This window comes from Nonomuraea sp. NPDC049269 (assembly GCF_043197155.1).
GTDB lineage: Bacteria > Actinomycetota > Actinomycetes > Streptosporangiales > Streptosporangiaceae > Nonomuraea.
Genome location: NZ_JBICSO010000001.1, coordinates 1,207,258 through 1,232,673 on the forward strand (window position 1 = coordinate 1,207,258; position 25,416 = coordinate 1,232,673).

Consider the following 25,416-nt stretch of genomic DNA (forward strand, 5'->3'; position numbering starts at 1 on the left):
TCGTCCGCCCATTAGTTTAGGTGCCAGCCAAACAAAGGAAGAGGTCATGCGATGGCCCGGACTTCGGCGCGCGGCCCGCAGACGCACGGGCGCACAGGTCCGCACACCCGCACACCCGCACACCCGCAGGCGACTGGACCACCGCGAGCTGACCACCCAGGCCGCGCTGGACGCATGGGTCCTCGCGCAACGCCCGGGTCCTCACCGTAGGCGCGGGTCCTCACCCCGACGGTGGGTGCTCGACACAGACGCGGGTCCTCGCCGTAGGCGCGGTCAGAGTCTCCGGATGCAGGTGATCGCCGGGTAGGGATCGGGGCCGAAAGGCAGCCCGTACGTGGTGGTCGAGCTCGTCACCGAGTAGTCGGCGGGCCGCCGGCACTCCAGCTCGATGCTGACGTACCCGACGACCTTGCCCCACGCCTTCTTGGCCTTGCAGGACACCTTCTTCAGCCCGCCGACGATGGCGTTCTCGGTGCCGAAGACCGTCTTGCGCTTCTTGGTCTTGGGCGCGGTCAGGCAGGTCGCGAGCTCGTACTGAGGGCCGACCTTCTTGGCGTCCTCGCCCGGACCGACGCACACGTAGGAGCCTTGCCACTTGTAGGCGTAGGACCAGATCTTGCGCGTGCACGCCTTCTTCGTCTTGGTGAAGGACCTGACCCTGCCGGGGCCATGACCGTCGAAGCAGGCCCGCTCCTCGACGCTGACGACAGGCTCGTCCTCGATGAGCGTGCAGTCACCGACGCGCAGGATCCCACCGCCCTTGCCGACGTCCCCGGGGTGCGGGGCGCGGCGGTTGCGCAGGCAGGCCGTACGCGGCGGCTGCTGGCCGATCGGGGTGTCCAGCATCCCGTCGGTGTCCTTCGGGCACTCCACCGGGCCGTTGCCCTGGTAGACGAGCTTGGTGATCTGGGCTCCGGCCGTCGAGCAGTCGGCAAGCGCGGGGACCTGGCTGTCCGGCTTGGGCAGGTGAACGTCGAGGCAGAGCCCGGCCGCCCAGGTGGTCGGCTGGGTGGGGGACGGGGGCGGATTCGGCGGGAGCGAGCTCGCGGCGGAGGGCTTGGGCGTGTCCTTGGGCGGGGTGTCAGCGTTACAGGACGGCATGGTCATGACGACCGCCACGAGGGCCGCTACCGTCCATAACCTGCTGCTCACGTCCCGCCACCCCCGCCAGATCGCCGTCGGGGAGATCATCGTCCACGGCCCGCCACCTGACAAGGCGCCGCCGGTGGCTACTCACCCCTTAGTAGGGCGAATCGAACCACCGCGGGCAGCGGTCCGCCGAGTCCGGCGGACGTGACCAGGATGCCGTCCGGCACGGCGTCGGCCTGTACGGGACGGCTGTCCAGGCGGACCGCCGTGGCGGGATCCAGCAGTCCCGGCCGGGCCCTCAGCAGGACCTGGCCGCGGGAGACCGGGACGTCGGCCAGGAACGCGTAAGCATGACGGTCGTCGCGGGTCCAGCGGATCCACGGGGTGCCATCGCGAGGCATGGCCGCATCGGGCGCCAGCGGCCTGGTCGCGTACACGGCGCCCTCGTGGCCGGCCGTCCACGACGCGATGCCCTCCAGGACGGCGCGCTGCTCGCCGGGCAGGGTGCCGTCGGCCTTCGGGCCGACGTTGAGCAGCAGGTTGCCGCCGCGAGAGACGACGTCCACCAGCAGGCGGACGGCGGCCGCCGGGTCCAGCAGGTGTTCTGGGCCCTCGTTGCGGTTGTAGCCGAAGGACAGGCCGATGCCCCGGCAGTTCTCCCAGTGGGCGGCCGCCTCGTTCTGGCGGTTCGCCTGGTATTCGCTGGTCAGGTAGTCGGCGTGGGCACCGTCCCAGCGGTCGTTGACCACGCCCTCCGGGACGGTGGCGTAATAGTGGGCGAACAGGTCCGGCAGGTCGGCCATGCCCATGTCGGGCCAGCCGATGTCGTTCCACAGCACGTCCGGCCGGTAGCGGTCGATCAGGTCGCGCACCTGACGCAGCGCGTAGGCGGCGTAGGCGGCCTCGTGGGGACGGCCGTAGTCGTCGATCAGATCCTCGTGCCGGATGACGGCCCGGCGTCCGGCGTACCAGTCGAGGCCGCCGGAGTAGTACGCGCCGAAACGCAGGCCCCGGGCCCGGACGGCGGTGGCGAGATCGGCGACCAGGTCGCGGTGCGGGCCGCGGCGGACCGTGTTGCGGGTGCCGGTGCCGGGAGCGTCCCACAAGGCCACGCCGTCGTGATGCTTGGTGGTCGCCACGACGTAGCGGGCGCCGGCGCGGGCGAACAGCTCGATCCAGTCCGCGGGGTCGAAGGACTCGGCCTGCCACGCGTCAAGGAAGTCGTCATAGGGGCGGCCGCCGTGGACGGCGCGGTGGTGTTCGCAGGCGGGGCTGCCCTCGATCTGGCTGGTGTTCCAGTACCACTCGGCGTACGGGTTGTGGGCGAACCACCTCTCCGGGTCCACGGCCCCCAGCTCACCGGTGGGCTCGGCCCACGCCGGCACCGAATACGGACCCCAGTGGATGAACACCCCGAACTTGGCGTCGGTGAACCAGCCGGGAACGGTCATGGCGCGCCCCATTCTCCATCACTCCAGGACAGGATCCAGGACCATCGGTGGGCACCGGGCCCGATACGGTACGGCGGCAGCGTGTCGGGGCCGCAGGAGGCGGTGCCCAGGCCGCGGTGGGCGGCGTCGATGTGCACCACGCACCGCTCGCGCCGGACGAGCTCGTCATGGTGGGCGGCCGCGTCGAGGTCGGCCGCCCGGAAGCGGGTGATGCCGACCTGCCCCGGCTCGTCAAGGTGCACCGCGATGCCCCGCCCGCTCCCCCTCAGCTCGAACCGGCGTACGGCGTGCCGTCCACCGCTCTCCTGCGGCCGGAGGTACGGCGTGAAGAGGTCGTCGACGCGGGCCCGGTAGCCGCCTACCGGCGCTCCGGTGCACCGATCGGGATAGCTCTCCCACGGGCCCTGTCCGAACCACTCGACCTCGTCGAACCCGGCCACCGTCTCCCAGACGACGCCCACGCGGGCCACGTCGTCGAGCTCGCCGGGCAGTATGGCGAGCTCATGGATGAGCAGGCCGTCGCGCAGCGGGACCAGGACCTGTTCGTGCGGGACGACGATCCCGGCACCGGTCCGGTAATCAGCACGAACGGTGATCCGGCCGTCCCGCCGTACGACCTCGACGAGCGAGCGGGACAGCTCCGGCAGGCCCTGTGCCGCCCAGCGGGCCGCGTGCCCGCCGAGGCGGTCGTTGTCGGTCGGCGCGCGCCAGAGGCTGAGCATCGGAGGGCTCGCGAGCAGCGGATGCGCGATCAGCCCGTCGTGATCGACCTCGACCGGCTGCCAGGGAATACCGCTGTCACGGGCGTGGACCGCCCCCGCCCCGGTGTCGCGGGCGTGGACCGTCCCCGCCCTGGTCAGCAGGTCACGATCCTCCGCCCGCAGGCGGATCTGGGGCATACAGACGACGCTTCCCGCGCCCGCCCAGAGCTCGTCATCGCGGGTGGTCGCCACGAGCGTGAGCCAGGCTTCGCCTCTGGCGGGCAGAGCGGCCATCAGCCGGGCGGGCAACTCGACGACCGCGGACGCGCCCGGCTGGATCGCCGGCAGGTCGGCGGCCCAGGTCAGGCAGTCCCGGTGCCGAGTATCCAGGCCGTCCCGGTCCCGAGCATCCAGGCCGTCCCCTCGCCGGTCGGGTGAGTCCGTCACCAGCTTCCATTCACCCACGAGCCAGGACAAGTCGCGGAACTGCTGCCGATTGTGCACACGCACGAGGCCGTCGCCGACGAGCGTCAACCGGATCGGCGTGGCCAGCTCCCGGTGCTCGTACATCACCGGCTTGGGTGTGCGGTCGGGGAACACCACACCGTCGGCGCAGAAGCCACCGTCGTTGGGCACGTCGCCGAAGTCTCCCCCGTACGCCCAGCGATGGCCGGGCGGCACGACGCCCTCGGCACCTCCACCGGCATCGGGTTCGACGCCCGGGCGGCCGTCCGACAGCCGCTGCGACAGGCCGTGGTCCCAGAACTCCCAGATGAAGCCACCTTGCAGGCCGGGCGTGGACTCGATCGCCGTCCAGTAGTCGGCGAGCGAGCCGTTGCTGTTGCCCATCGCGTGGGAGTACTCGCACAGGATGAGCGGCCGGTTCTGCCGGCCGGATCGGGCGTGGCCGACGATTTCCTCGATCGAGGCGTACATGGGGCAGACGATGTCGCTGGCCGCCGCGCCGTCGGTGAAGTCGTACTTGATCGCGCCCTCGTACTGCACGGGCCGCGTCGGGTCATGGTGACGCAACCAGCCGGCCGCGGCGGCGTGGTTGGCTCCGAAGTCGCTCTCGTTGCCGAGCGACCAGATGATGACGCTCGGGTGGTTGCCGTCCCGCAGGGCCATCCGGGACACCCGGTCGAGGAAGGCGGGCAGATAGGCCGGATCATCGGCGATCTCGACGGCATGGGCGTGGCTCTCGATGTCGGCCTCGTCCACGACGTACAGCCCGAGCTCGTCGGCCAGATCGAGCAGCGCCGGATCGTTCGGGTAGTGCGAGGTGCGCAGGGCGTTGAAGCCGAAACGCTTCATGGTCACCAGATCGGCCCGCATGTCCTCGACGGACACCACGCGCCCGGTGACGGGGTGGAAGTCGTGCCGGTTGACGCCTCGCAGGAGGACCCGCGTGCCGTTGACGAGCAGGTCCCGGCCGTCGATCTCGACGTCCCGGAAGCCGACGCGCAGGCGGGTCTCGTCCGCGACGGTCCCGTCGGGACGGTGCAGGCGCACGGTGAGGCCGTACAGCACGGGGGTCTCGGCCGACCAGGGCTGGACGCCGGGCAAGCCCGCGCGCAACCGGGTCCGCCCCAGCCACGGAGAGTCCTGCTCGCGCTCGGCGAGCAGCGCGGCGAACTCCTCGTCCACCCGCAGGTACACACGCTCGGCGTTACATGGGCCCGTGGGGCGAACCGGACCGGTCAGCGACGCGGCAGCCCACCAGCCTTCGGGCAGCGACCCGGCCGCCGAGCGCGCCGTCGCCTCCACCGACAGCTCGCCGTCGGAACGGGCCGTGACGCGCACGTCGGCGAGATGGAGAGGGTCGGTCGAGTAGAGGAACACCGAGCGGGTGATGCCGCCGTGCCACCACTGGTCCTGGTCCTCGATGAAGCTGGCGTCGGACCATTTGACGACCGTGAGCCGCACGGTGTCGACCTCGCCAGGTCGTACGACCTGCGTGACGTCGAACTCCGCGGCGAGGTGGGAGTCCTTGCCGATCCCCACCTGAACGCCGTTCACCTGGGCGATGAGCACGCTCTCCGCCGCGCCCACGTGCAGCACGATCCGGCGCCCGGCCCACTCGGCGGGCACCTCCACCGTACGTTCGTAGACGCCGGTCGGGTTGGCGGGCGGCGGCGCCGGCGGCAGCTCGGGCCAGGGCATGGTGACGTTGGTGTACTGCGGCAGGTCTCTGACACCGTGAATGTCGTCGAAGTCGCACATGGTCCAGCAGGACGGCACCTCGATCGACGTCCAGTGGGCCGACAAGGGTGCCTCGGGGCACGGCAGCAGTTGGAACCGCCACCGGCCGTTCAGCGACGTCCCCGTGCGCGGGACCGCGTGGGCGGGCAGGCGCCGCAGGCCCGTGAGCTCCGGCGCCGACCAAGGGCGGGCCAGTGGGACCGGGCCTCCGGCATGAAGATCACCCACGCAGCGCGCCTTTCATGGCGTCGCGGATGAAGCCTCGGGCGAACAGGACGAACATCACCGCGAGCGGCACCACGCCGAGCAGCGCTCCGGTGAGGACCAGGCTGTAGTCCAGGGCGTGGACGGTGTTCAGCTGGGAGAGCGCGACCTGCAGGGTGAGGTTCGACGGGTCGACCAGGACGATGAGCGGCCAGGTGTAGTCGTTCCAGGCGCTGATGAACGTGGTGATGCCGAGGAAGGCCAGGCCGGGACGGATGGCGGGCAGCCCCACGTGCCAGTACTGCCGGAAGAAGCCGCAGCCGTCGATGCGCGCCGCGGCGAGCACCTCGTCGGGCACCGCCCCCGTGATGTACTGGCGCATCCAGAAGATGCCGAACGCGTTCGCGGCGGCCGGGATGATCAGCGCGTTCAGCGTGCCCACCCAGCCCAGCTCCACCATGATCACGAATTGCGGGATGAGGGCGAGCTGCATCGGCAGCATGTACGTGAGCAGGAGCAGCCCGAACAGGATCCGCCGCCCGGGAAAGTGGTACTTGGCGAAGGCGAAGGCGGCGATCGAGTCGAAGAACAGGACCAGAGCCGTCGTGCCGCACGCGACGATCAACGTGTTCAGCATCGAGCCGAAGAAGTCGATGGAGCCGAGCAGTCGCCCGATGTTCTCGAACAGGGCCGGGCCGAAGGTCACCTTCGGCGGCATCCGGTACATGTCCTTGGTGGTGTTGGTCGCCATGACGGCGGTCCAATAGAACGGGAACAGCGAGATGAGCGCACCCGCGACCAGGCAGAGGTGCAGGGCGGCGCCCCTGAGGCGCGTGGCGGTCATCACAGGCCCCGTTCCCGGCGCTGCACGAGGCGCCAGTTGATCGCGGTGAACAGCAGGATGACCACGAACACGGCCCACGCGATCGCGGCGCCGTAGCCGTAGTCGTTGTTGTTGAACGCCTCGCGGTAGAAGTACAGGATCGCGGTGAGCCCGGCACTGCCCGGCCCGCCCGAACTGGCGTTGTTGGCGGAGTTGATGCCGAACAGCACCTGCGGCTCGGTGAAGGTCTGCATGCCGTTGATCGTCGAGACGACCACCGTGAACAGGATGATCGGCCGCAGCATGGGGATCGTGATGCGGAAGAAGAGCTGCACGGGGCCCGCGCCGTCGATCCTGGCGGCCTCGTACAGCTCGCTGGGCACCGCCTGCAGGCCGGCGAGGTAGATGATCGCGTTGTAGCCGGTCCACTGCCAGCAACTGATCGCGGCGATGACCATCTTGATCGTCCACTCGTTGACCAGCCACGGGACCGGCGAGGCCGACAACCACTGCAGGATGGCGTTGATCAGGCCGAAGTTCGTGCTGAACACCGAGCCGAAGAAGATCGTGACCGCCACGACGGAGGTGACGTTCGGCACGAAGTAGGCGATCCTGTAGAACCCGCTCAGCCGGACGGCCGAGTTGAGCATGTTCGCCACGAGGAGGGCCAGGAACAGCGTCGGGACCGTGGACATGAACCAGATCAGGAACGTGTTCTTCAGCGAGAGCCAGAACGTCTGGTCCTGCAGCAGCGACTCGAAGTTCTGCAGGCCGACGAACTTCATCTCGCCCAGGCCGTTCCATTTCTGGAACGCCAGATAGAACGAGAACAGCACCGGCACCAGCATGAACACCGCGAAGAGCAAGAAGAACGGTGAGATGGACAGGTACTGCGGCCAGTACCGGCCCAACAACCCCTTCGGCCGGGCCCGCCGGGCATGGGCGGGGCCGCCGCGGCCGGACGCGGCCGAGGCGGGGTCCGGCAGTCCGGCGGACGCCGGCGCGGATGTGCTGGCGGACATGCGTGACACCCTTCTCAGCTCACGCCCTGCCGCCCGGCGATCTGTTTGGCCGCGCTCACCGCGTCGTTCCACGCGGTGGCGGAGTCCTTGTTCTTGGTCCAGATGTTGACGATCTCGTCCTTGAAGGGCTGGGCCACGGCCGTGTCAGCGGGCGCCTCGTACTGGATCGGGATCTTCTTCGCGGCCGGCCCGAACACCTCGATCGTCTTCTGGCCCCCGAAGAACGGGTCCCCGCCGGTCAGCGCCGGCATGTCATAGGAGGCAGGCGTGGAGGGGAACAGCGCCGCGTCGGTGAAGCCGCGGGCCTGGTTCTCCGCGTTGAGCAGCCAGGTGACGATCTGGAACGCCAGCTTGGGGTCCCGGCAGTCCTTGGTCAGCGCCAGGAACGACCCGCCGATGTTCGCCGGTCCTCCCGGCATGGGGGCCACCCGCCATTTGCCCGACGTCGCCTCCACGCCGCTCTTGAGGTCCAGCGCGAACCAGGCGGCGCCGACGGTGCCGGCCACCTTGCCCTGGGCGGCGGCGGCGTTCCAGTCCGGGCCGTCGTATTTGGGGGCGACGATGCCCATCTCATTGGCCTTGACCGTCATGTCCCAGGCCTGGCGGATGTGGTCCTGGTCGCCGATGAACTTGTTGCTCTCGTCGATGAAGCGCTTGGTCCCCTGGCCGAGCATCTTGTCGAAGAGCCCCTCGGCCGAGTCGATGATGAACGCTTCCGGGTTGGCCTTCTTCAGCTTCACCCCGGCCTCGAAGAACGCCTCCCAGGTGGACATGGACGTGCCGACCTCGGCGGGGTCCGCGGCCAGGCCCGCCTTCTCGAAGATGTCGTGGCGATAGAACAGCGCGGTGGGTCCGATGTCGATCGGAAAGCCGATGAGCTTGCCGTCGGTGGTGGAGCCCTGCTTCCACTTCCACTCGACGTACTGTGAGGCCAGCTTGCCGGCGCCGAGGCTGTTGAGGTCGATGAACCGGTCGGGCTCGGCCAGCAGGGAGGCGATGTTCTCGCCCTTGATGCCGGTGATGTCGGGCACGAACTTGCGGCCGTTCATCGTGGCGATCAGCTTCTGCTTGAAGTCGCCGCCGATCACCGACGGCTTGATCTTGGTCTGGGCGAACTGCTTGACGGCGTCGGCCACGACCTTGTCGCTCAGGCCGCCGCCCCAGTACCAGAGGGTCAGTTCCGCGGCGCCGCCACCGCTCGCGGCGCTGCCCCCCGAGCCGCCGCAGGCGGCCGTGCTCCCTGCGCCTGCCGCCGCGAGGGAGAGCAGTCCGGCACGAATCAGCCCTCTGCGCGAAAGTTCCATTTCTAACCCTCCGGGTTATGGGGGATGACATCGAGGATGAAGCCGTAGTCGCGGCGCAGCCGCTGGTCGGTGAGGTCGCGCCACCAGCCGGCCACGTCGGCCCAGCGGGGCGCGGAGGGTGCGCCACCCACCCGCCGTACGGACAGGGCCGCGACGAGGTTGGCGAACCGGATCCGCTCGGCGAGCGGCCAGCCGGCCAGGGTCGCCGCGACGAGGCCGGCGCCGAAGACGTCTCCCGCGCCGGTGGGGTCGCGGACGTCCACCGGCAGCGCGGGGATGTCCGCCGCCTCGCCGGTGGTCGCGTCGACCGCGAGGACGCCGTCGCCCCCGCGGGTGACGACCGCGAGCGGCACCAGGTCCCCCAGCCTGGACAGCGCCGCCGCGGGGGTGTCCGTTCTGGTGTAGCTCATGGCCTCGTAGGCGTTGGGCATGAAGGCGTGGCACCAGGCGAGCTGTTCGAGCATCGCCGACGACCACTCCTCCGTGGGATCCCACCCCACGTCGGCGAAGACCAGACCACCGGTCTTCGCCGGCCACGCGACGGGCTGCGGGCCCAGGTGGACGATCGCCGCCCGGGCCGCCGGAGGATCACCGATCATCTCGTCGGGCCCCATGGGCGGGGGGAAGCCGTGGGTCACCAGCGCGCGGTCGCCTTCGTAGGCCAGGGAGGCGGTGGTCGGGGTGGGCCAGCCAGGCAGCAGCCGGGACCGGCTGAGATCCACTCCCTCTTCCACGCCGAGTGCCGTCCAGCAGTATCGGCCGAAGGGATCGTCGCCGAAGGCCGCCGCGACACCGGTCCGCAGGCCGAGCCTGGCCAGCGTGAACGCGAAGTTCGCGATCCCGCCGGGTCCCGAGGTCATTTCGGTGGTCCAGATCTCCGTTCCCGGCTTGGGCCCCTGCTCCAGACCGGCGAAGGCCACGTCGAAGAAGAGCAGGCCGGACACGAAGACATCGAGCTGTGGCTGGAGCGCGTGGTATGGCATCACTTCGCCTACTTCCGGCGCATTAGCACCTTTCGATTTAGGCAGGATCGTGCACCCTCGGTGAGCGACTATGCAAGAGTTCGCTCGAAAATTTTCCAATTCCCTCTGGAGATGATCGAGTTTGCGCGCTACTGTCCGTGTCATGCTCCGGGACCGACGCCACGAACTGATCGTGCACATCCTTCGCTCAGAGGGCACCGCCACTGTCGAGGCGCTGGCCGAGCGCCTCGACGCCAGTCCCGCGACGATCCGCCGGGACCTCGTCCAGTTGCACGAAGACGGCCTGCTCCGGCGGGTGTACGGCGGCGCCATGCCGATCGACGAGCGAGACGACCCGTTCGTCGACGTGGCGGCGGTACGCGGAGCGGAGAAGGACAAGATCGCGCAGAGGTGCGCAGAGATGGTCAAGGACGACGAGACGGTGTTACTCGACATCGGCACGACCGCGCACCGCGTCGCCACCCACCTGCGCGGCCGGTCCCTCACGGTCGTCACCAGCAGCCTCGCCGTCTTCGAGGAGCTTCAGGACGAGGAGGACATCCAGCTCATCATGCTGGGCGGCATGGTCCGTCGCGACTACCGGTCGCTGGTGGGCTTCCTGACCGAGGACAACCTCCGCCAGATCAAGGCCGACCGGCTCTTCCTCGGCACCAGCGGGGTGCGTCCCGGCGGGCACGTCATGGACACCACCGTGGTGGAGGTGCCGGTCAAGCGCGCCATGATCGCGGCGAGCGACCAGGTGATCCTGGTGGCGGACGTCGGAAAGTTCCCCGGCACCGGGATGGCCCGGGTCTGCGGCCCCGAAGATCTCGATGTCATCGTCACCAACGCCCCAGGCGACCAGGAAACGCTCACCGCCATGCGGGAGGCGGGAGTCAAGGTGATCACAGTATGAGGCTGACCATTCTCGGCGGCGGCGGGTTCCGCGTCCCGCTCGTCTACCGCGCCCTGCTCGCCGATCGTGGCAAGGGCCGGGTCACCCACGTGACCCTCCACGATCTCGACTCCTCCCGGACAGCGGCGATCCGGCGGGTGCTGTCCGAGCTGGCGGAGGGCGTGCCCGACGCGCCCGAAGTCCACGCGACCACCGACCTGACCGAAGCCGTCACAGGGGCCGACTTCGTCTTCTCCGCCATCCGGATCGGCGGTCTCGAGGGCCGGGCCATCGACGAGCGGGTGGCGCTCGACGAGGGCGTGCCCGGCCAGGAGACCGTCGGCGCCGGCGGCATCGCGTACGGCCTGCGCACGGTCCCCGTCGCCCGCGAGCTCGCGAAGCGCATCGCCGAGGTGGCCCCCGAGGCGTGGGTCATCAACTTCACCAACCCGGCGGGCATGGTCACCGAGGCGATGTCCCACTATCTCGGCGACCGGGTCATCGGCATCTGCGACTCGCCGATCTCGCTGGGCCGGCGGGCGGCCTGGGCGCTCGGCGTGGACCCCGCGACGGTGTGGCTCGACTACGCCGGGCTCAATCATCTCGGCTGGCTGCGCGGCCTCCGCGTCGAGGGCCGCGACCTGCTCCCCGGCCTCCTGCGCGATGACGACGCGCTGGGCTCCTTCGAGGAGGGCAAGCTCTTCGGCGCCCGGTGGCTGCGCGCCCTCGGCTGCATCCCCAACGAATACCTGCACTACTACTACTTCACCAGGGAGGCGGTGGCCGCCGCGCGCGCCGCCCGGCAGACCCGTGGCTCCGTGCTCATCGAGCAGCAGCGGCGCTTCTACGCGGACACCGGCGGCCCGGCGCTGGCGGCGTGGGAGAGCGTCCGGCTGGAGCGGGAGGTCACCTACATGGCCGAGGCCCGCGAGGCCTCGGGTGTGGGCGAGCGGGCGCCCGGCGACCTTGAGTCCGGCGGCTACGAGCAGGTCGCCCTGGCCCTCATGCGCGCGATCGCGCTGGACGAACGGACCACGCTCATCCTCAACGTCCGCGGCCGCGGCGCGATCGGCGTCCTCGATCCGGACGCGGTGGTCGAGGTGCCCTGCTTCGTGGACGCCAACGGCGCCCGCCCCCTCTCGGTCGATCCGCTCCCCGGCCACGCGCTCGGCCTGGTGTCCGCCGTCAAGGCGGTGGAGCAGGCGGTCATCGAGGCGGCCGCCACGGGCTCCCGGGCGGCGGCGCTGCGCGCCTTCGCCATCCACCCGCTGGTCGACTCCGTCGCGGTGGCCGAGCGCCTCCTCGACCGATACCAGCGCGAGCACCCCCAGCTCGACTACCTCCGTGGAAGGAGCTGACGTCCCCGATGCACGACGACAGGAAACTCGTCGAAGAGCGGATCGACCGGGTGCTCCGGGAACGCGTCACACCCGCCCTGTACGCCGAAAGCAGGCCGCTGGAGCTGGCCGCCTGGCACGTCCCCGACGAGCCGGTGCCCGTCGCGCAGGCGCTGGCCGCCCGCTACGAGCCGTTCGAGGTGGGCTCGCGCTGGGGGCGGCCCTGGTCGACGACCTGGCTGCGGGCCACCGGCTCCGTTCCGGCGCGGTGGGCGGGACGGCGGGTGGAGGCCGTCTTCGACCTGGGCTTCGTCGGCGACTGGCCGGGCAACCAGGCCGAGGCGCTCGTGTACGACCTGACGGGCCGGCCGATCAAGGGCATCGAACCGCGTAACCAGTACGTCCCGATCGCCGGGGACCAGGCAGGGCTGCTGCTGGAGATGGCCGCCAACCCGGACATCCTCGCGAACGGCTTCCTGCCGACCCCCCTGGGCGACAAGGCCACGGCCGGCGACGAGCCGCTCTACCGCCTCGCCCGCGCCGAGCTCGCCGTCCTCGACGAGGAGGTCTGGCACCTGCGGCTGGACCTCGAGGTGCTGCGCGAACTGATGGCCGAGCTGCCGATCGGCGATCCCCGGCGGCACGAGATCCTCCGCGCGCTGGAGCGGAGCATGGACGCCCTCGACCTCCACGACGTGGCCGGTACGGCGGGGGCCGCCCGCTCCCGCCTGGCCGCCGTGCTGTCCTCTCCCGCCCATGCCAGCGCCCACACCATCTCGGCGGTCGGCCACGCGCACATCGACAGCGCCTGGCTCTGGCCGATCCGCGAGACCAAGCGCAAGACCTCGCGCACCTTCGCCAATGTCACCGCCCTGGCGAAGGACTATCCGGAGTTCGTCTTCGCCGGGCCGCAGGCCCAGCAGTACGCGTGGGTCAAGGAGCGTCACCCGGAGATCTTCGAGCGCATGCGCGAGGCGATCAAGGCAGGGCAGTGGGTGCCGGTCGGCGGCATGTGGGTGGAGGCCGACGGCAACCTGCCGGGCGGGGAGGCCCTGGCCCGGCAGCTCGTGCACGGCAAGCGCTTCTTCATGGAGGAGTTCGGCGTGGAATGCCGCGGCGTGTGGCTGCCCGACTCCTTCGGCTACACCGCGGCCTACCCGCAGATCGCCCGGCTCGCCGGGATGGACTGGTTCCTCACCCAGAAGATCTCCTGGAACCAGACCAACAAGTTCCCGCACCACACCTTCTGGTGGGAGGGCATCGACGGCACCCGCATCTTCACCCACTTCCCGTCGGCCGACACCTACAACGGCACGTTCGAGGGCGCCGAGCTCGCGCACGCCGTACGCAACTATGCGGAGAAGGGCGCGGGAACCCGCTCGCTGCTGCCCTTCGGGCACGGCGACGGGGGTGGCGGTCCCACCCGGGAGATGCTGGAGAAGGCACGGCGGCTGCGCGACCTGGAGGGCTCCCCGGCCGTCGTGATCCAGAGCCCGGACGAGTTCTTCGCCGCCGCCCGCGCGGAGCTGGGGGACGCGGCCGTCTGGTCCGGTGAGCTCTACCTGGAGCTGCACCGCGCCACCTACACCAGCCAGGCCAGGACCAAGGCCGGCAACCGGCGCAGCGAGCATCTGCTGCGCGAGGCCGAGCTGTGGGCGGCGACCGCCGCGGTGCACGCGGAGTTCCCCTACCCGTACACGGACCTGGACCGGCTGTGGAAGACGGTGCTGCTGCACCAGTTCCACGACATCCTGCCCGGCAGCTCGATCGCCTGGGTCCATCGTGAGGCCGAGGCCACCTACGCCCGCGTACGCACGGAGCTCGAGGAGATCATCACCGCGGCCGTCTCCGCCATCGCCGGCGACGGCGAGGCGACCTGGGTCTGCAACGCCGCGCCACGGCCGCGCGCCGAAGTGGTGACCGCCCCCGACGGCTCGGCCGTCTTCGTCGAGGTCCCGGCATCCGGCGTGGTCCGCCTCAGCGCGGCACCGTCCCCGGCTCCCGCTCCCGTCACCGTGACGACCAGCGGGACCGGCACGGTGCTCGACAACGGTCTGATCCGCGTCGAGTTCGACGCGGCCGGTCTGTTCTCGTCGGTCCTCGACCTGACGACCGGCCGCGAGCTGCTCGCCGCCGGCACCCGGGGCAATCTGCTGCAGTTGCACACCGACCTGCCCAACCAGTGGGACGCCTGGGACATCGACGCGCACTATCGCCGTCAGCGCACCGACCTCACCGACGTCGACGCGATCACCATCGTCGAGTCGGGCCCGCTCATCGGCGCGGTACGCGTCGAGCGTTCCTTCGGAGCGTCCAGGGTCGTCCAGACGGTCCGCCTCGCGGCGGGCGGTTCCCGGCTGGAGATCACCACCGAGATCGACTGGCACGAGCGAGAGAAGATCCTCAAGGTCGCCTTCCCGTTCGACGTCCATGCCGACCGCACGGCCGCCGAGATCCAGTACGGCCACATCTTCCGGCCCACGCACACCAACACCAGCTGGGACGCGGCCCGGTTCGAGATCTCCTGCCACCGCTGGATCCATCTCGGGGAGCCGGGGTACGGCGTCGCGCTGGCGAACGACGCCACCTACGGCCACGACGTGACGCGCACCACCCGGGCCGATGGCGGCACCACGACCACGGCCCGGCTGAGCCTGGTCCGCGCGCCGCGCTGCCCCGATCCGGAAGCCGACCAGGGCCGCCACGAGATGACCTACTCGCTGGTCCCCGGCGCGACGATCGGCGACGCCGTGGCGGCCGGCTACGCGCTGAACCTCCCGCTCCGCGTGACGAGCGGCGGCGCGGTCACGCCGCCGCCACCGCTCGTCACGCTCGACGGCACCGCCGCCTGCGTCGAGGCGGTCAAGCTCGCCGACGACCGGTCCGGTGATGTCATCGTCCGGGTCTACGAGGCGCTCGGCGGCCGGGCCACCACCCGGCTGCGCGCCTCCTTCCCGGTCACCGGTGTGACGATCACCGACCTGCTGGAACGTCCGCTGCCCGGACAGCCGGTCGCCGTAGCGGCCGACGGCGCCGTTCCGATCTCCCTACGGCCGTTCCAGGTGCTCACGCTGCGGCTGTCCCGGTGACCGTTATGTCGCCTTCCGGTAGGTCCGGAACGCCCGTGTGGCCAGGAACCCCATCACGAGGACTGCCGCCGTGAGCAGCCCCAAATGGGTCCAGACCGTGCTCCAGTCGGTGCGCGCGAGCATCGCCTGCCGTGCCGCGACGACCGCCAATTCCATGGGGTTGTACCTGGCGACGTCCCCGACCCAGCCCGGTGCGAGATGGAGGTCCATGACGGCGGAGCTCAGGAACATCAGCGGCAGCGTGGTGAACTGGGAAATCGCGATCAACGTCGCCTGCTGACGGGTCAGCAGGGCGACGGCATTGGACAGTGCCGAGAAGATCAGCGTCAGCAGCACCGCCGCCAGGACGGTGACGCCGACGCCGGCGATGCCACCAGGGAAGCGGGCACCGGCGACCAGCGCGATGACCACGATGATCAGGCTTTGGATGACCGTCTGGATCGCCTGGTAGGCCATGGTCGCGTACATCATGGCGCTTCGGCTGGCAGGTGAGGTGAGCAGCCGGTCCATCACGCCGCGGTCGATGTCCTGAAGGTAGGTCGTCCCCGCCCACGCGCTCGCGAACAGCGCGGTCATCATCACCACGCCCGGTGTGAGGAACCGCAGGAACCCGCCGCCGTACGCGAACCCCGGCAGGTTCACCACCGAGCGGAACAGCTGCCCGAACAGCAGCAGCCAGATCACCGGCTGTACCAGCCCGATCACCAGGAAGGTGGGCATCCGCCACAACGTGCGCAGCAGACGGCCGGTGAGGAACGCGGAGTGCGTGATCATGCTCAGCGGACGCGTGCCGAAGACGTTCGCCGTGGTCATTTCGCCACCTCCAGGCGCTTCGGGCCCTCTGCGTCCCCGGTCTCAAGGCTGTGGCCGGTGTGCCGGAGGTAGACGTCATCGAGCGAGGGGCGGGCGAGCGTCGCGGAGGTCACGACGATGCCTGCTTCTTCGAGCGCGGCCAGCACCGGCGGCAACGCCCGCGCTCCGTCATCGGTCCGGCCACGGACCGTGCACCCGTCCATGGTGATCTCCCGTAGCTCCGGCACTCGTCGCAGCACCGCCGGCGCCGTGCTGTCGGCCTCGGCGAGCTCCACCAGTACCGCGTCGCCGCGCAGGTCGCTCTTGAGCTCTTCCGGAGTGCCCGCGGCGACCACCGCGCCGTTGTCGACGATCGCGAGCCGGTCGGCGAGGTGATCGGCCTCGTCGAGGTAGTGCGTGGTGAGCAGTACCGTCATCTGCTCGTCACCGGCCATCCTGGCGATCTCGTGCCACATCTCGCTCCGGGCCTGGGGATCGAGGCCCGTGGTCGGCTCGTCGAGGAACAGCACCTGCGGGCGGTGCATCAGCCCGAGCGCGACGTCCAGCTTGCGCGCCATGCCACCGGAGTACGTGCGCACCAGCCGGTCCGCGGCTTCGGACAGACCGAACTTCTCGATGAGCTCACGAGCCCGCGCCTTGGCGTCCCGGCGGGACATGCCGTGGAGGCGGCCCGCGAGCAGCAGGTTCTCGGTCGCGGTCCCCATCGGGTCCGTACCGGGCTTCTGGGCGACGAACCCGATCGCCTGGCGTACCCGGTCCGGCCTCGCCGCGACGTCGATGCCGGCGACGCGTGCCGATCCCGAGTCGGCGACCGACAGCGTGGAGAGAATCTTCACCGTGGTGGACTTACCTGCCCCGTTCGGGCCGAGCAGCCCGAAGACGGTCCCCTTCGCAGCGGAGAAGCTCAGCCCCCGCAACGCTGTGACCGGGGGTCTGTTCCTGCCTGCCGAGTAGGTCTTGACAAGATCAACGGCTTCCAAAGCCATTTCTGCTCGCCGAAACGCAACCATCGCCGCACACCTTTTCAGAATCTGGTGTGACTCCCACCTTCCTGGTGTCACTGGACACGAGGAGGCTTGATGGCGAGGGCGGAACCCTACGGTGAGATGTCGCAGCCGACCCTAGCAGGTGCAAACGGCGCCCATGAACCCGAATGCGGCCTTCGGCGAATACAGGAGAGGAAGATCGCTCTCCTACGTCTATGAGGTAGCTCGTGACTTTAGGCAAGTCGCTCATCGCCGCTCTCGCGGCGGGGGCCATCAGTGCCACACCGGCGCCGGCCTCGCCTCCCCAGGGGGACGGGGTGACTCTGATCACCGGTGATCGGGTGGTGGTCACCGGGCGGGGGCACCTGGTGAAGCCCGGTCCCGGCAGGCAGGTGGATTTCACGAGTCAGGTGCTCGGAGGCCACCTGTACGTGATTCCCGCCGACGCCACGCCGCTGATCGCCCAGGGTGTGCTGGACCGGCGGCTGTTCGACGTCACCCAGCTCCTGGCCTGGAAGTACGGCGACGCCGACACCCCCGACATTCCCGTGATCTCTCAAGCGATCTCCGGGCAGGCCATCGCACCGCAGGGCGCTCAGCGCGTCCGGCAGTTATCCGGTCTCGGCATGAGCGCGGCCCGCGTGCCAAAGGCGAACGCCGCCCAGACCTGGAAAGACCTGACCGGCGGCGGCACCCGCGCCCTGGCCGCCGGACGCACCAAGCTATGGCTGGACGGCCGCAGAACGTACCTGCTGGATGAGAGCGTCAAGCTGATCGGCGCCCCGCAGGCGTGGCAGCAGGGCATGACCGGCAAGGGCGTCACGGTCGCGGTGCTCGACGGCGGTTACGACCCCGACCACCCGGACCTGAAGGACGCGGTGGCGCAGGAGCGCAACTTCACCAAAGACCCCGACATCCGCGACTCGAAGGGGCACGGCACCCATGTGGCCTCGATCGTGGCGGGCCGGGATGAGAAGTACCGAGGCGTGGCACCGGAGGCGACGCTGGCCATCGGGAAGGTGGGCACCGCCGCGGGGCTCATCGAGTCGGACATCATCGCCGGCATGGAGTGGGCGTCCGCCGAGGTCAAGGCCAAGGTCGTCAACATGAGCTTCGGCGCTCCGGACACCCCCGAGCTGGACCTGGTGGAGCAGGCGGTCAACACGCTGTCGGAGCAGACCGGCACGCTGTTCGTCGCGGGGGCCGGAAACGACGGCCGCGAGCAGTCGATGTACAGCCCCGCCAGTGCGGACGCGGCTCTGGCCGTGGGCTCGGTGGACAAGCAGCGCGTGATGGCGCCGGACTCCAGTGCGGGGCCGCGCGTGGGCGACCACGCGATCAAACCCGAGGTGACCGCGCCCGGTGTGGCCATCACGGCGGCAGCCATCGGGGGCGGCTACGTATCGAAGAGCGGCACCTCGATGGCCAGCCCGCATGTGGCCGGGGCGGCGGCGATCCTGGCGCAGCGCCATCCGGACTGGACGGGCGCGCAGCTCAAGGCCGCACTGATCGGCAGCGCCGCGCCCGCCCAGGGCCCGACGCTCTATCAGCAGGGAGCCGGGCTGATCGACCTGGTACGCGCGCTGAAGCAGCAGGTCGTGGCCGCGCAGGGCAACGTATGGGCGGCCTTCCCCTGGAACGCTTCCGGCGAGCGGGTGGCCACCAAGACGATCACGTACGCCAACGCGGGCGACACCCCGGTCACCCTGAACCTGTCAGCGCAGGGCGAGGCACTGAAACTGCCGGCCGATCAGGTCACGGTCCCGGCCAAGGGCGAGGCCTCGGTCACGCTCACCATCGACGCCACCGGCAAGGCCCCGGGCGACTACCCGGGAACCGTCACCGCCAAAGCAGGCGACACAGTGATCCGCACGCTCGCCGGCGCCTACGTCGAGCCCGAGTCCTACGACGTCACCCTCACCGTCATCGGCAAGCAGGGCCAGCCGGTCGATCCCTGGATGAGCGAGATCTACGACGCGAAGACCGGGAAGAAGTATGACCTGTTGTTCGCCGACGGATCTGCCACGGTACGGCTGCCCAAGGGCGACTGGAACCTCTTCGCCAAGATCGCGGAGACGGTCGACGGAAAGCGGATCAGGACGGTCGCCGTCTCCCCGTTCAAGGTCGACGGCGGTGGCCGGCGAGTGACGGTGGACGCGCGCCAGGGCAAGCAGGCCAAGGTCGCTCTCGACGACCCGAGCGCCGCGCTCCAGAGCGGTTACACCTTCGAGCTGACGCATGGGGCTTGGAACGACTCGGCGTCGACCAACGGAGACGCCAACAGCGAGCTCTTCGTCGTTCCCATCCGTCTGCCGGGTCTGGACTACACACTGGAGACTGTTTGGCTCAGCAAGGACATCTCGCCCAGCCCGTACGTCTACAGCATCGTCGACCACCGCACCGGCGGCATTCCCGACGATCCCACCTATCGCGCCAAGCAGCAGGATCTCGCGAAGGTCACCACAACCTACCGAGCGCTGGGAGCGACGGCGACGGGCTCGGCGATGGTCTCGCTGGGGAGCGACAACGCCTCTGCCAGCTCGTTGACAGCGCTGGTCGAAAATATCCCCCTGCCCGGCACGCTCATCCACTACCGCACCCCCGGGATGACCTACCAGAGTGGGCTCGAGGTCGGCACCTCGCTGATCTTCGACGTCGGCCGGCTCGCCAAGCGCGGCGAAACCCGCGAAGTCTGGAACGCCGCGGTCATCGGGCCGTCGTTCCTGCTGCCGGGCGGTAACCGTACCGGTGACAAGCTGACCTTCTCCGCGGCGGGACTGTTCGCCGACGGGCAGCCTGGTAGATCGGGGTTCGACACCGGCGCCACCGGCACTGCCACCCTCGCCAAGGACGGGCAGGTGCTGGCCACCGCCGACCTCGCCAACTGCGCGGTCTACGAGCCGGAAGGGTGCGAGTTGCGCGCCGACCTGCCCGCCGGGTCCGGGTCCTACACGCTGACGGCATCGATGCGTCGGCAGGCCACGCTCTCCACGGAGGTGAGCACGGCCTGGACGTTCCCGTCCGCGACCACCGCCAAGGAGCAGCCGCTGCCGTTGACCGCGATCCGTTACAGCCCGCAGGGCCTGGACACCTCGAACCGCGCCAAGCCGGGCAGCGTGACCAGCATGCCTCTGTGGGTTGAGCGCAATCCCGGCGCCGCGAAGGCGGAGGCGAAGTCGATCCGGCTGGAGATGTCCGCCGACGACGGCAAGAGCTGGCGGTCCGTCCCGGTCACCCGCACCGAGTCGGGCTGGACCGCCGGGGTGCCGAACCCCCGTACGGCCGGGTTCGTCTCCCTGCGCGCGGTGGTCACCGACAGCGCCGGCAACGGGGTGACCCAGACGATCACCCGCGCCTACGCCGTCGGCTGACCGGCGACCACACCCCCAGGTCCTGCCCTCACCGGCCGGGCCTGGGAACCCGCCCATCCGACCTTCCGGTGGATGCGCACGCCGTACTTGGCGGGGGCCGGTACGGCGTGCTTGCCGAAGCTGGAGCAGGCGCCGTTGATCGATGAGAGGAGGACGTCCACCGCTCCGCTGTCAGAGTTCGGTGGCGAGTGATCGAAGCTCGGCGATCACATCCGCGCCGCTGGGCGCATGGTCCGGGTCCACCAGCCACTGCAGCATCAGGCCTGTCAGCAAGGCGAGCGGTACCGAGCCGCCGAGTCCCTCGCGTGCCTCGCGCTGCCCTTTGGCGAGGTGTTCGCGTACCTCCGGTGACCGCTCGGCCTGCACGACGGCCTCGAGTTGGGCCACCCACAACGCCCGATGAGTGGTGAAGCTGTCGATCAGCGCCTGCCAGCGCTGGTCCGGCTCGTCGGACGGGGTGCGCCGGGCGAGTTCATCGCCGAGCTCGTCGACCGCTTCCACCAGGGCTTGGGTGAGCAGGGCGTCCTTGGAGCCGAAGTGATAGCCGATGGCGGCATGGCTGACTCCGGCGGCCGAGGCGATGTCCCGGACGGTCGTGTGAGCCCAGCCGCGTTCGATCAGGCACCGCTTGGCGCCGGCCAGCAGATCCTCTCGGTTTCCCATGCAGAGCAGCATATCGGAGTGCTTGACCAAACGGTCTATCCATATGGTTTGACCAAATGGACAAGAAATGGCTACGGTCGTACCCATGACCAAGACGAAAGTTCTGATCTCGGGCGCGAGCGTGGCGGGACCCGCCCTGGCCTACTTTCTGCACCGCGACAAGTACGACGTGACCGTGGTCGAACGCGCGCGGGAGCTTCGCGACAGCGGCTACGCGGTGGACTTCCGCGGCGAGGCGCTCGACGTGCTGGAGGAGATGGGCATCCTCGCCGAGCTTCGCGGGCACGACACGAAGATGAGCGGCACCGTCCTGGTGGACGAGCGGGGCGTGGAGACCGGGCGACTGCCCGCGGAGGCGTTCGCCGGCGAACTGGAGGTGCCGAAGCAGGACCTGACCCGGATCCTGCACCGGATCACCGCCGACGGCGTGAAGTACGTGTTCGACAACTCGATCAGCGCGCTGACCCAGCACGAGTCCGGCGTGACGGTCGAGTTCGAGCGCGGCGCCGCCGGCGAGTTCGACCTGGTGATCGGAGCCGACGGCGTGTACTCGAAGGTTCGGCAGCTGGCCTTCGGCCCGCACGCCGACGCGCTGCGGCACCTGGGTCTTTCCGGCGTCGGCTTCAGCACCGCCAACTACCTCGGCCTGAGCCGCAACGGACTGCTGCGGCAGACCCCGGACACGGCAATCTACCTGTTCAGCCTCGGCGCGGCTGAGCGGCTCACGGTCAGCCTCTCCTTCGCCACCGCCTCACCCGCGCTGGACCGATGCGGCCGGGACGAGCAGGAGAAGGCGGTGCGCGCCGCCTTCGCCGGGCACGGCTGGGAGACGCCCAGGCTGCTGGAGGCGATGAGCGAAGCGGACGACTACTACTTCTCCTCGACCTGCCAGGTCCACCTGGACCACTGGTCACGCGGCCGGATCACGCTGGTCGGCGACGCGGGGTACTGTGCGGCGCCGACCAGCGGCATGGGCACCTCCCAGGCGCTGATCGGCGCGCGTACCCTCGCCCGAAACCTGGCCTCGGCGGGCGGCGACCATGCGACCGCGTTTGCCACGTACGAGGCGGAACTGCGGCCCTACGTCGCGGAGAACCAGGCGACAGGCCGGCAGACCGCGAAAATGTTCGGCGGTGGAGTGTAGCTCGCAGGCTCACCACCTGCTACGCCGCCGATGCTGGAGGTCACGCCCACGGACATGGTGTACGCCCATCAAGGCCCCAGCGCGGCGAGCATTGTCCGCGAGAAACGGGCCGGGTTCCCGGGCCCGGCCGGTGAAGGGCCGGGCCCGGGTGGTGTCGTCGCCGGTCAGCCGACGGCGTAGGCGCGGGTGATCGTCTGGGTCACCCCGACGCCCGCCGTGTCGGTCACCACCGCGCGGAGTGAGACGAATCCGGCCGTAGCCGGGTTCGGCACCGTGGCGGTCCAGCCCGAGCCGGTGCGGACGACCGGGATCTTGCGCCAGTTCGCGCCGTCGTCGGTGGACATCTCCAGCCGGATCGACTTCGCCTCCGCCTTCGCGGAGCCGGGGTTGCGTTCGATCCGGACGGGCACGCGGGTCACGCTGCCCGGCTTGGCACGGTTCGAGGTGTCCAGACCCTCGGGGCTGTAGCGGACCGCGGTCAACGGCAGCGGCTGCTCCTTGGCGGTGGTCGCGGATGGGAACGTCCACACGGACTCCACGCCGGTGGACAGCGCCGAGTGCTGGACCTGCCTGCGCATCGACGCGGTCAGCGTGTACGAGCCGCGCCCGGAGGGAAGGTCGGCGCGCAGCTCACACCCTTCCGGCTCGTAGATCCAGCAGCCGGCGAGGTCGGCGGTGGCCAGCACCTGCCCGTCCTTGGCGAGGGTGGCTCCGCCGGTGGCGGCGGTGTCCGACCCCGTCTTGCTCGCTCCCCCGTCGGAGAACAGCCCCACTCCGGAGAAGGTCAGCTTGTCGCCGGTACGGTTACCGCCCGGCAGCAGGAACGACGGCCCGGTGACCGCGGTGTTCCAGACCTCGCTGGTCTGGCCGCGCTTGGCGAGCCGGCCGCCGTCGAACATCAGCGAGGTGCCGACCTCGAGCCCGCTCTCGAAGGTCAGCCCGGGGGTGCGGTAGTAGATGAGCGTGCCGGGCAGGGCGATGTCGCCGACGAACGGCGTCAGTGTCGCGCCGGGGAAATCAGGGTCGCGCAGGCCGCTCAGCGGCGCACCCGTAGCCGCCACTCCTGAGGCCCTGTAGGTCGCGGTGACCTTCGCCAGGTCCTTCTGCCTGACGTTGTAAGCAGGATCTTCGGGGAAGCCGTCGGTGCGATGGTCGACGAGTTGGTAGACGTACGGGCTGGGGGAAGTGTCCTTGCTGAGCCACGTGGTCTCCAGACCGTACGTCAGACCTGGCCGGTGGCTGGGAACGACGAAGAATTCGGTGTTGACGTTGCCATTTGTCCACCACCAGGAGTTCCACGCGCCGTGGGTCAGCCCGAGGGCGTAACCGCGCTGAAGTTCGGCGCTCGGATCGTCAAGCGTGATCTTGGCCGCCTTGCCCTGGCGCGCGTCCACCGTCAGCTGCTGGTCGCCGCCGTCGATCTTCAGCACGGGGTCGGCGATCGTCGTGAACCAGTTCCCGTCGATCTTCTCCAAGGTCTCGGTGTAGACGTTCCAATCGCCCTCGGGCAGTCGTACCTTGGCCACACCGTTCCGGAAGGCCGGCTGGTGGATGGTGCCGGTCTTCGCGTCGTAGATCTGGCTGTCCCTGGGGTTGATCGGCCGGCCCTGCTTGCCGATGACGGTGAGGGTGACGTCGTAGGACTCGGGCTCGACGTAGGCGCCGGCGAGCGTGCGGATCACTGTGTCGCCTGCTTTGGCGGTGACGGTTCCCGGGTAGTCGCCCGGGGCCTTGCCGGTGGCGTCGATGGTGAGCGTGACCGAGGCCTCGCCCTTGGCCGGGACCGTGACCTGATCGGCCGGCAGTTTCAGTGCCTCGCCCTGCGCTGACAGGTTCAGGGTGACCGGGGTGTCGCCCGCGTTGGCGTACGTGATCGTCTTGGTGGCCACCCGCTCGCCGGAAGCGTTCCAGGGGAAGGCCGCCCATACGTTGCCCTGCGCGGCCACGACCTGCTGCTTCAGCGCGCGTACCAGGTCGATCAGCCCGGCGCCCTGCCGGTAAAGCGGGACGCCCTGGGCGGGCGCGGCGCTGCCGATCAGTGCGGCCTTGAGCTGCGCGCCCGTCCAGTCCGGATGGCGCTGCGCCAGGATGGCCGCCGCCCCAGCCACATGCGGGCTGGCCATCGAGGTGCCGCTGAGCGCCCGGTGGAGGCCACTGGCGGTGCCCGCGGCGGCCGCGGCAACAATGTTCACGCCCGGTGCGGTCACCTCGGGTTTGATCGCGTGGTCGCTCACTCGCGGCCCCGGGCTGGAGAACTCGGCCAGCAGGCCCTTCTTGTCCACCGCGCCCACGGTCAGCGCCGCCTCAGCGCTACCGGGGCTGCTCACCTTGCTGTCAGCGCCGCCGTTTCCCGCCGACACGACGAACAGCGTGCCGGTCTGCTCCGACAGCGTGTTGACCGCCTGCTCCAGCGGGTCCAGATCGGGGCCGTCCGTGTCGCCGAAGCTCATGTTGACGACCTTGGCCTTGACCTCGACGGCCGCCCACTCCATGCCGGCGAGGATGGCCGAATCGGTCGGGCCCGAGGCGGTGCCCACCTTCCCGATGGCCAGCGTCGCCTCCGGCGCCACGCCCCGGTACTTCTCATCCCGGCCTGCGACGATCGAGGCGACATGGGTGCCGTGGCCGAGGGTGTCGCGGATGTCGGGGTCGTCGCTGAAGTTGCGCTCCTGCGCGACCGCGTCCTTCAGGTCGGGGTGGCCGGCGTCGTAACCGGAGTCGAGGACCGCGACGGTGACGCCCTTGCCGGTCATGCCCTGCTGCCATGCTTGCGGGGCGCCGATCTGCTTGACGCTCTCATCCAGCGAGAACGATCTGCGGCCGTCCAGCCATAGCTTGGTGCGTCCGGCGGCCAGGGCGCGGGTGCCGCCGCCGGTCAGGTCTTTCCAGGTCTGGGCGGCGTTCGCCTTTGGCACGCGGGCCGCGCTCATCCCGAGACCGGATAACTGCCGGACCCGTTGGGCGCCCTGCGGCGCGATGGCCTGCCCGGCGATCGCCTGAGAGATGACCGGGATGTCGGGGGTGTCGGCGTCGCCGTACTTCCAGGCCAGGAGCTGGGTGACGTCGAACAGCCGCCGGTCCAGCACACCCTGGGCGATCAGCGGCGTGGCGTCGGCGGGAATCACGTACAGGTGGCCTCCGAGCACCTGACTCGAGAAATCCACCTGCCTGCCGGGCCCGGGCTTCACCAGGTGCCCCCGCCCGGTGACCACCACCCGATCACCGGTGATCAGAGTCACCCCGTTGTCCTGCTGAGGCGCGGCCTGCAAGGCCGACGCCGGTGTGGCGCTGATGGCTCCCGCCGCGAGAGCGGCGATGAGCGACTTGCCTAAAGTCACGATCTACCTCATTGACGTAGGA

The 25,416-nt window shown here is 69.9% G+C and carries 17 protein-coding genes; 5 read left to right on the top strand and 12 right to left on the bottom strand.

Annotated features, from left to right (window positions below; translation table 11 throughout):
- Positions 1-273: 273 nt before the first annotated feature.
- From ACGFNP_RS05565 to ACGFNP_RS05595, 7 genes are all read right to left on the bottom strand, one after another.
- Positions 274-1,152 carry a hypothetical protein gene (locus ACGFNP_RS05565; protein ID WP_393315143.1) on the bottom strand — a complete coding sequence of 293 codons (879 nt, stop codon included), beginning with the start codon at positions 1,150-1,152 and terminating at the stop codon, positions 274-276.
- A 77-nt stretch (positions 1,153-1,229) separates the two neighbouring features.
- The gene (locus ACGFNP_RS05570) at positions 1,230-2,540 is read right to left on the bottom strand and encodes an alpha-L-fucosidase (RefSeq protein ID WP_393315146.1); all 1,311 of its coding nucleotides are present in this window, start codon (positions 2,538-2,540) and stop codon (positions 1,230-1,232) included.
- Complete coding sequence (locus ACGFNP_RS05575) at positions 2,537-5,671, bottom strand: glycoside hydrolase family 2 TIM barrel-domain containing protein (RefSeq protein WP_393315149.1); 3,135 nt, start codon at positions 5,669-5,671, stop codon at positions 2,537-2,539. The genes ACGFNP_RS05570 and ACGFNP_RS05575 overlap by 4 nt, the downstream gene beginning before the upstream one ends.
- Complete coding sequence (locus tag ACGFNP_RS05580) at positions 5,664-6,491, bottom strand: carbohydrate ABC transporter permease (protein WP_358044082.1); 828 nt, start codon at positions 6,489-6,491, stop codon at positions 5,664-5,666. The genes ACGFNP_RS05575 and ACGFNP_RS05580 overlap by 8 nt, the downstream gene beginning before the upstream one ends.
- Entirely contained in the window at positions 6,491-7,492 is a 1,002-nt protein-coding gene (locus ACGFNP_RS05585; protein WP_393315152.1) for a carbohydrate ABC transporter permease, read from the bottom strand. The genes ACGFNP_RS05580 and ACGFNP_RS05585 overlap by 1 nt, the downstream gene beginning before the upstream one ends.
- A 14-nt stretch (positions 7,493-7,506) precedes the next feature.
- Entirely contained in the window at positions 7,507-8,796 is a 1,290-nt protein-coding gene (locus ACGFNP_RS05590) for an extracellular solute-binding protein (RefSeq protein WP_358327010.1), read from the bottom strand.
- 2 nt (positions 8,797-8,798) lie between these two features.
- The gene (locus ACGFNP_RS05595; protein ID WP_358327008.1) at positions 8,799-9,779 is read right to left on the bottom strand and encodes a carbohydrate kinase family protein; all 981 of its coding nucleotides are present in this window, start codon (positions 9,777-9,779) and stop codon (positions 8,799-8,801) included.
- A 142-nt stretch (positions 9,780-9,921) separates the two neighbouring features.
- Between ACGFNP_RS05595 and ACGFNP_RS05600 the strand changes: the two genes are divergently transcribed.
- The 3 genes from ACGFNP_RS05600 to ACGFNP_RS05610 are packed head-to-tail and all read left to right on the top strand — an operon-like array spanning position 9,922 to position 15,079.
- A complete protein-coding gene (locus ACGFNP_RS05600) occupies positions 9,922-10,674 on the top strand; it encodes a DeoR/GlpR family DNA-binding transcription regulator (RefSeq protein WP_393315156.1) in 753 nt (250 codons plus the stop codon).
- Positions 10,671-12,011, top strand: a complete 1,341-nt coding sequence (locus tag ACGFNP_RS05605; RefSeq protein ID WP_358327005.1) for a 6-phospho-beta-glucosidase — start codon at positions 10,671-10,673, stop codon at positions 12,009-12,011. Before ACGFNP_RS05600 ends, ACGFNP_RS05605 begins: the two co-directional genes overlap by 4 nt.
- An 8-nt stretch (positions 12,012-12,019) precedes the next feature.
- Positions 12,020-15,079, top strand: a complete 3,060-nt coding sequence (locus tag ACGFNP_RS05610) for an alpha-mannosidase (RefSeq protein ID WP_393315159.1) — start codon at positions 12,020-12,022, stop codon at positions 15,077-15,079.
- A 3-nt stretch (positions 15,080-15,082) separates the two neighbouring features.
- Here the strand turns inward: ACGFNP_RS05610 and ACGFNP_RS05615 are convergent, their stop codons facing one another.
- Together ACGFNP_RS05615 and ACGFNP_RS05620 are read right to left on the bottom strand one after the other, a co-directional pair.
- A complete protein-coding gene (locus tag ACGFNP_RS05615) occupies positions 15,083-15,892 on the bottom strand; it encodes an ABC transporter permease (protein WP_393315162.1) in 810 nt (269 codons plus the stop codon).
- Complete coding sequence (locus tag ACGFNP_RS05620) at positions 15,889-16,878, bottom strand: ATP-binding cassette domain-containing protein (protein ID WP_393315165.1); 990 nt, start codon at positions 16,876-16,878, stop codon at positions 15,889-15,891. Before ACGFNP_RS05620 ends, ACGFNP_RS05615 begins: the two co-directional genes overlap by 4 nt.
- A gap of 227 nt (positions 16,879-17,105) precedes the next feature.
- On the opposite strand from ACGFNP_RS05620, the gene ACGFNP_RS05625 reads away from it, so the two are divergent.
- On the top strand, positions 17,106-20,249 hold the full coding sequence (locus tag ACGFNP_RS05625) for a S8 family serine peptidase (protein WP_393315168.1): 3,144 nt from the start codon (positions 17,106-17,108) through the stop codon (positions 20,247-20,249).
- On the opposite strand, the gene ACGFNP_RS05630 is transcribed toward ACGFNP_RS05625, so the two are convergent.
- Positions 20,234-20,410, bottom strand: a complete 177-nt coding sequence (locus ACGFNP_RS05630; protein WP_393315171.1) for a hypothetical protein — start codon at positions 20,408-20,410, stop codon at positions 20,234-20,236. The two genes, ACGFNP_RS05625 and ACGFNP_RS05630, sit on opposite strands and share 16 nt — an antisense overlap.
- Positions 20,411-20,420: 10 nt before the next feature.
- Positions 20,421-20,912, bottom strand: a complete 492-nt coding sequence (locus tag ACGFNP_RS05635) for a TetR/AcrR family transcriptional regulator (protein WP_393315173.1) — start codon at positions 20,910-20,912, stop codon at positions 20,421-20,423.
- Between the two features lie 85 nt (positions 20,913-20,997).
- Here ACGFNP_RS05635 and ACGFNP_RS05640 point away from each other — a divergent pair, with 85 nt between their 5' ends.
- On the top strand, positions 20,998-22,056 hold the full coding sequence (locus ACGFNP_RS05640; RefSeq protein ID WP_393315176.1) for an FAD-dependent monooxygenase: 1,059 nt from the start codon (positions 20,998-21,000) through the stop codon (positions 22,054-22,056).
- A 164-nt stretch (positions 22,057-22,220) separates the two neighbouring features.
- Here the strand turns inward: ACGFNP_RS05640 and ACGFNP_RS05645 are convergent, their stop codons facing one another.
- Positions 22,221-25,394, bottom strand: coding sequence for a S8 family serine peptidase (locus ACGFNP_RS05645; protein ID WP_393315179.1), 3,174 nt, complete (start codon positions 25,392-25,394; stop codon positions 22,221-22,223).
- Between the last annotated feature and the right edge of the window lie 22 nt (positions 25,395-25,416).

What these genes read in the sequence shown, in the direction of transcription:
- ACGFNP_RS05590 (WP_358327010.1), bottom strand. Translation starts at nt 8,796, where the DNA reads ATGGAACTTTCGCGCAGAGGGCTGATTCGTGCCGGACTGCTCTCCCTC.
- ACGFNP_RS05640 (WP_393315176.1), top strand. Translation starts at nt 20,998, where the DNA reads ATGACCAAGACGAAAGTTCTGATCTCGGGCGCGAGCGTGGCGGGACCC.
- ACGFNP_RS05580 (WP_358044082.1), bottom strand. Translation starts at nt 6,491, where the DNA reads ATGACCGCCACGCGCCTCAGGGGCGCCGCCCTGCACCTCTGCCTGGTC.
- ACGFNP_RS05605 (WP_358327005.1), top strand. Translation starts at nt 10,671, where the DNA reads ATGAGGCTGACCATTCTCGGCGGCGGCGGGTTCCGCGTCCCGCTCGTC.
- ACGFNP_RS05585 (WP_393315152.1), bottom strand. Translation starts at nt 7,492, where the DNA reads ATGTCCGCCAGCACATCCGCGCCGGCGTCCGCCGGACTGCCGGACCCC.
- ACGFNP_RS05620 (WP_393315165.1), bottom strand. Translation starts at nt 16,878, where the DNA reads ATGGCTTTGGAAGCCGTTGATCTTGTCAAGACCTACTCGGCAGGCAGG.
- ACGFNP_RS05570 (WP_393315146.1), bottom strand. Translation starts at nt 2,540, where the DNA reads ATGACCGTTCCCGGCTGGTTCACCGACGCCAAGTTCGGGGTGTTCATC.
- ACGFNP_RS05615 (WP_393315162.1), bottom strand. Translation starts at nt 15,892, where the DNA reads ATGACCACGGCGAACGTCTTCGGCACGCGTCCGCTGAGCATGATCACG.
- ACGFNP_RS05610 (WP_393315159.1), top strand. Translation starts at nt 12,020, where the DNA reads ATGCACGACGACAGGAAACTCGTCGAAGAGCGGATCGACCGGGTGCTC.
- ACGFNP_RS05635 (WP_393315173.1), bottom strand. Translation starts at nt 20,912, where the DNA reads ATGGGAAACCGAGAGGATCTGCTGGCCGGCGCCAAGCGGTGCCTGATC.
- ACGFNP_RS05595 (WP_358327008.1), bottom strand. Translation starts at nt 9,779, where the DNA reads ATGCCATACCACGCGCTCCAGCCACAGCTCGATGTCTTCGTGTCCGGC.
- ACGFNP_RS05600 (WP_393315156.1), top strand. Translation starts at nt 9,922, where the DNA reads ATGCTCCGGGACCGACGCCACGAACTGATCGTGCACATCCTTCGCTCA.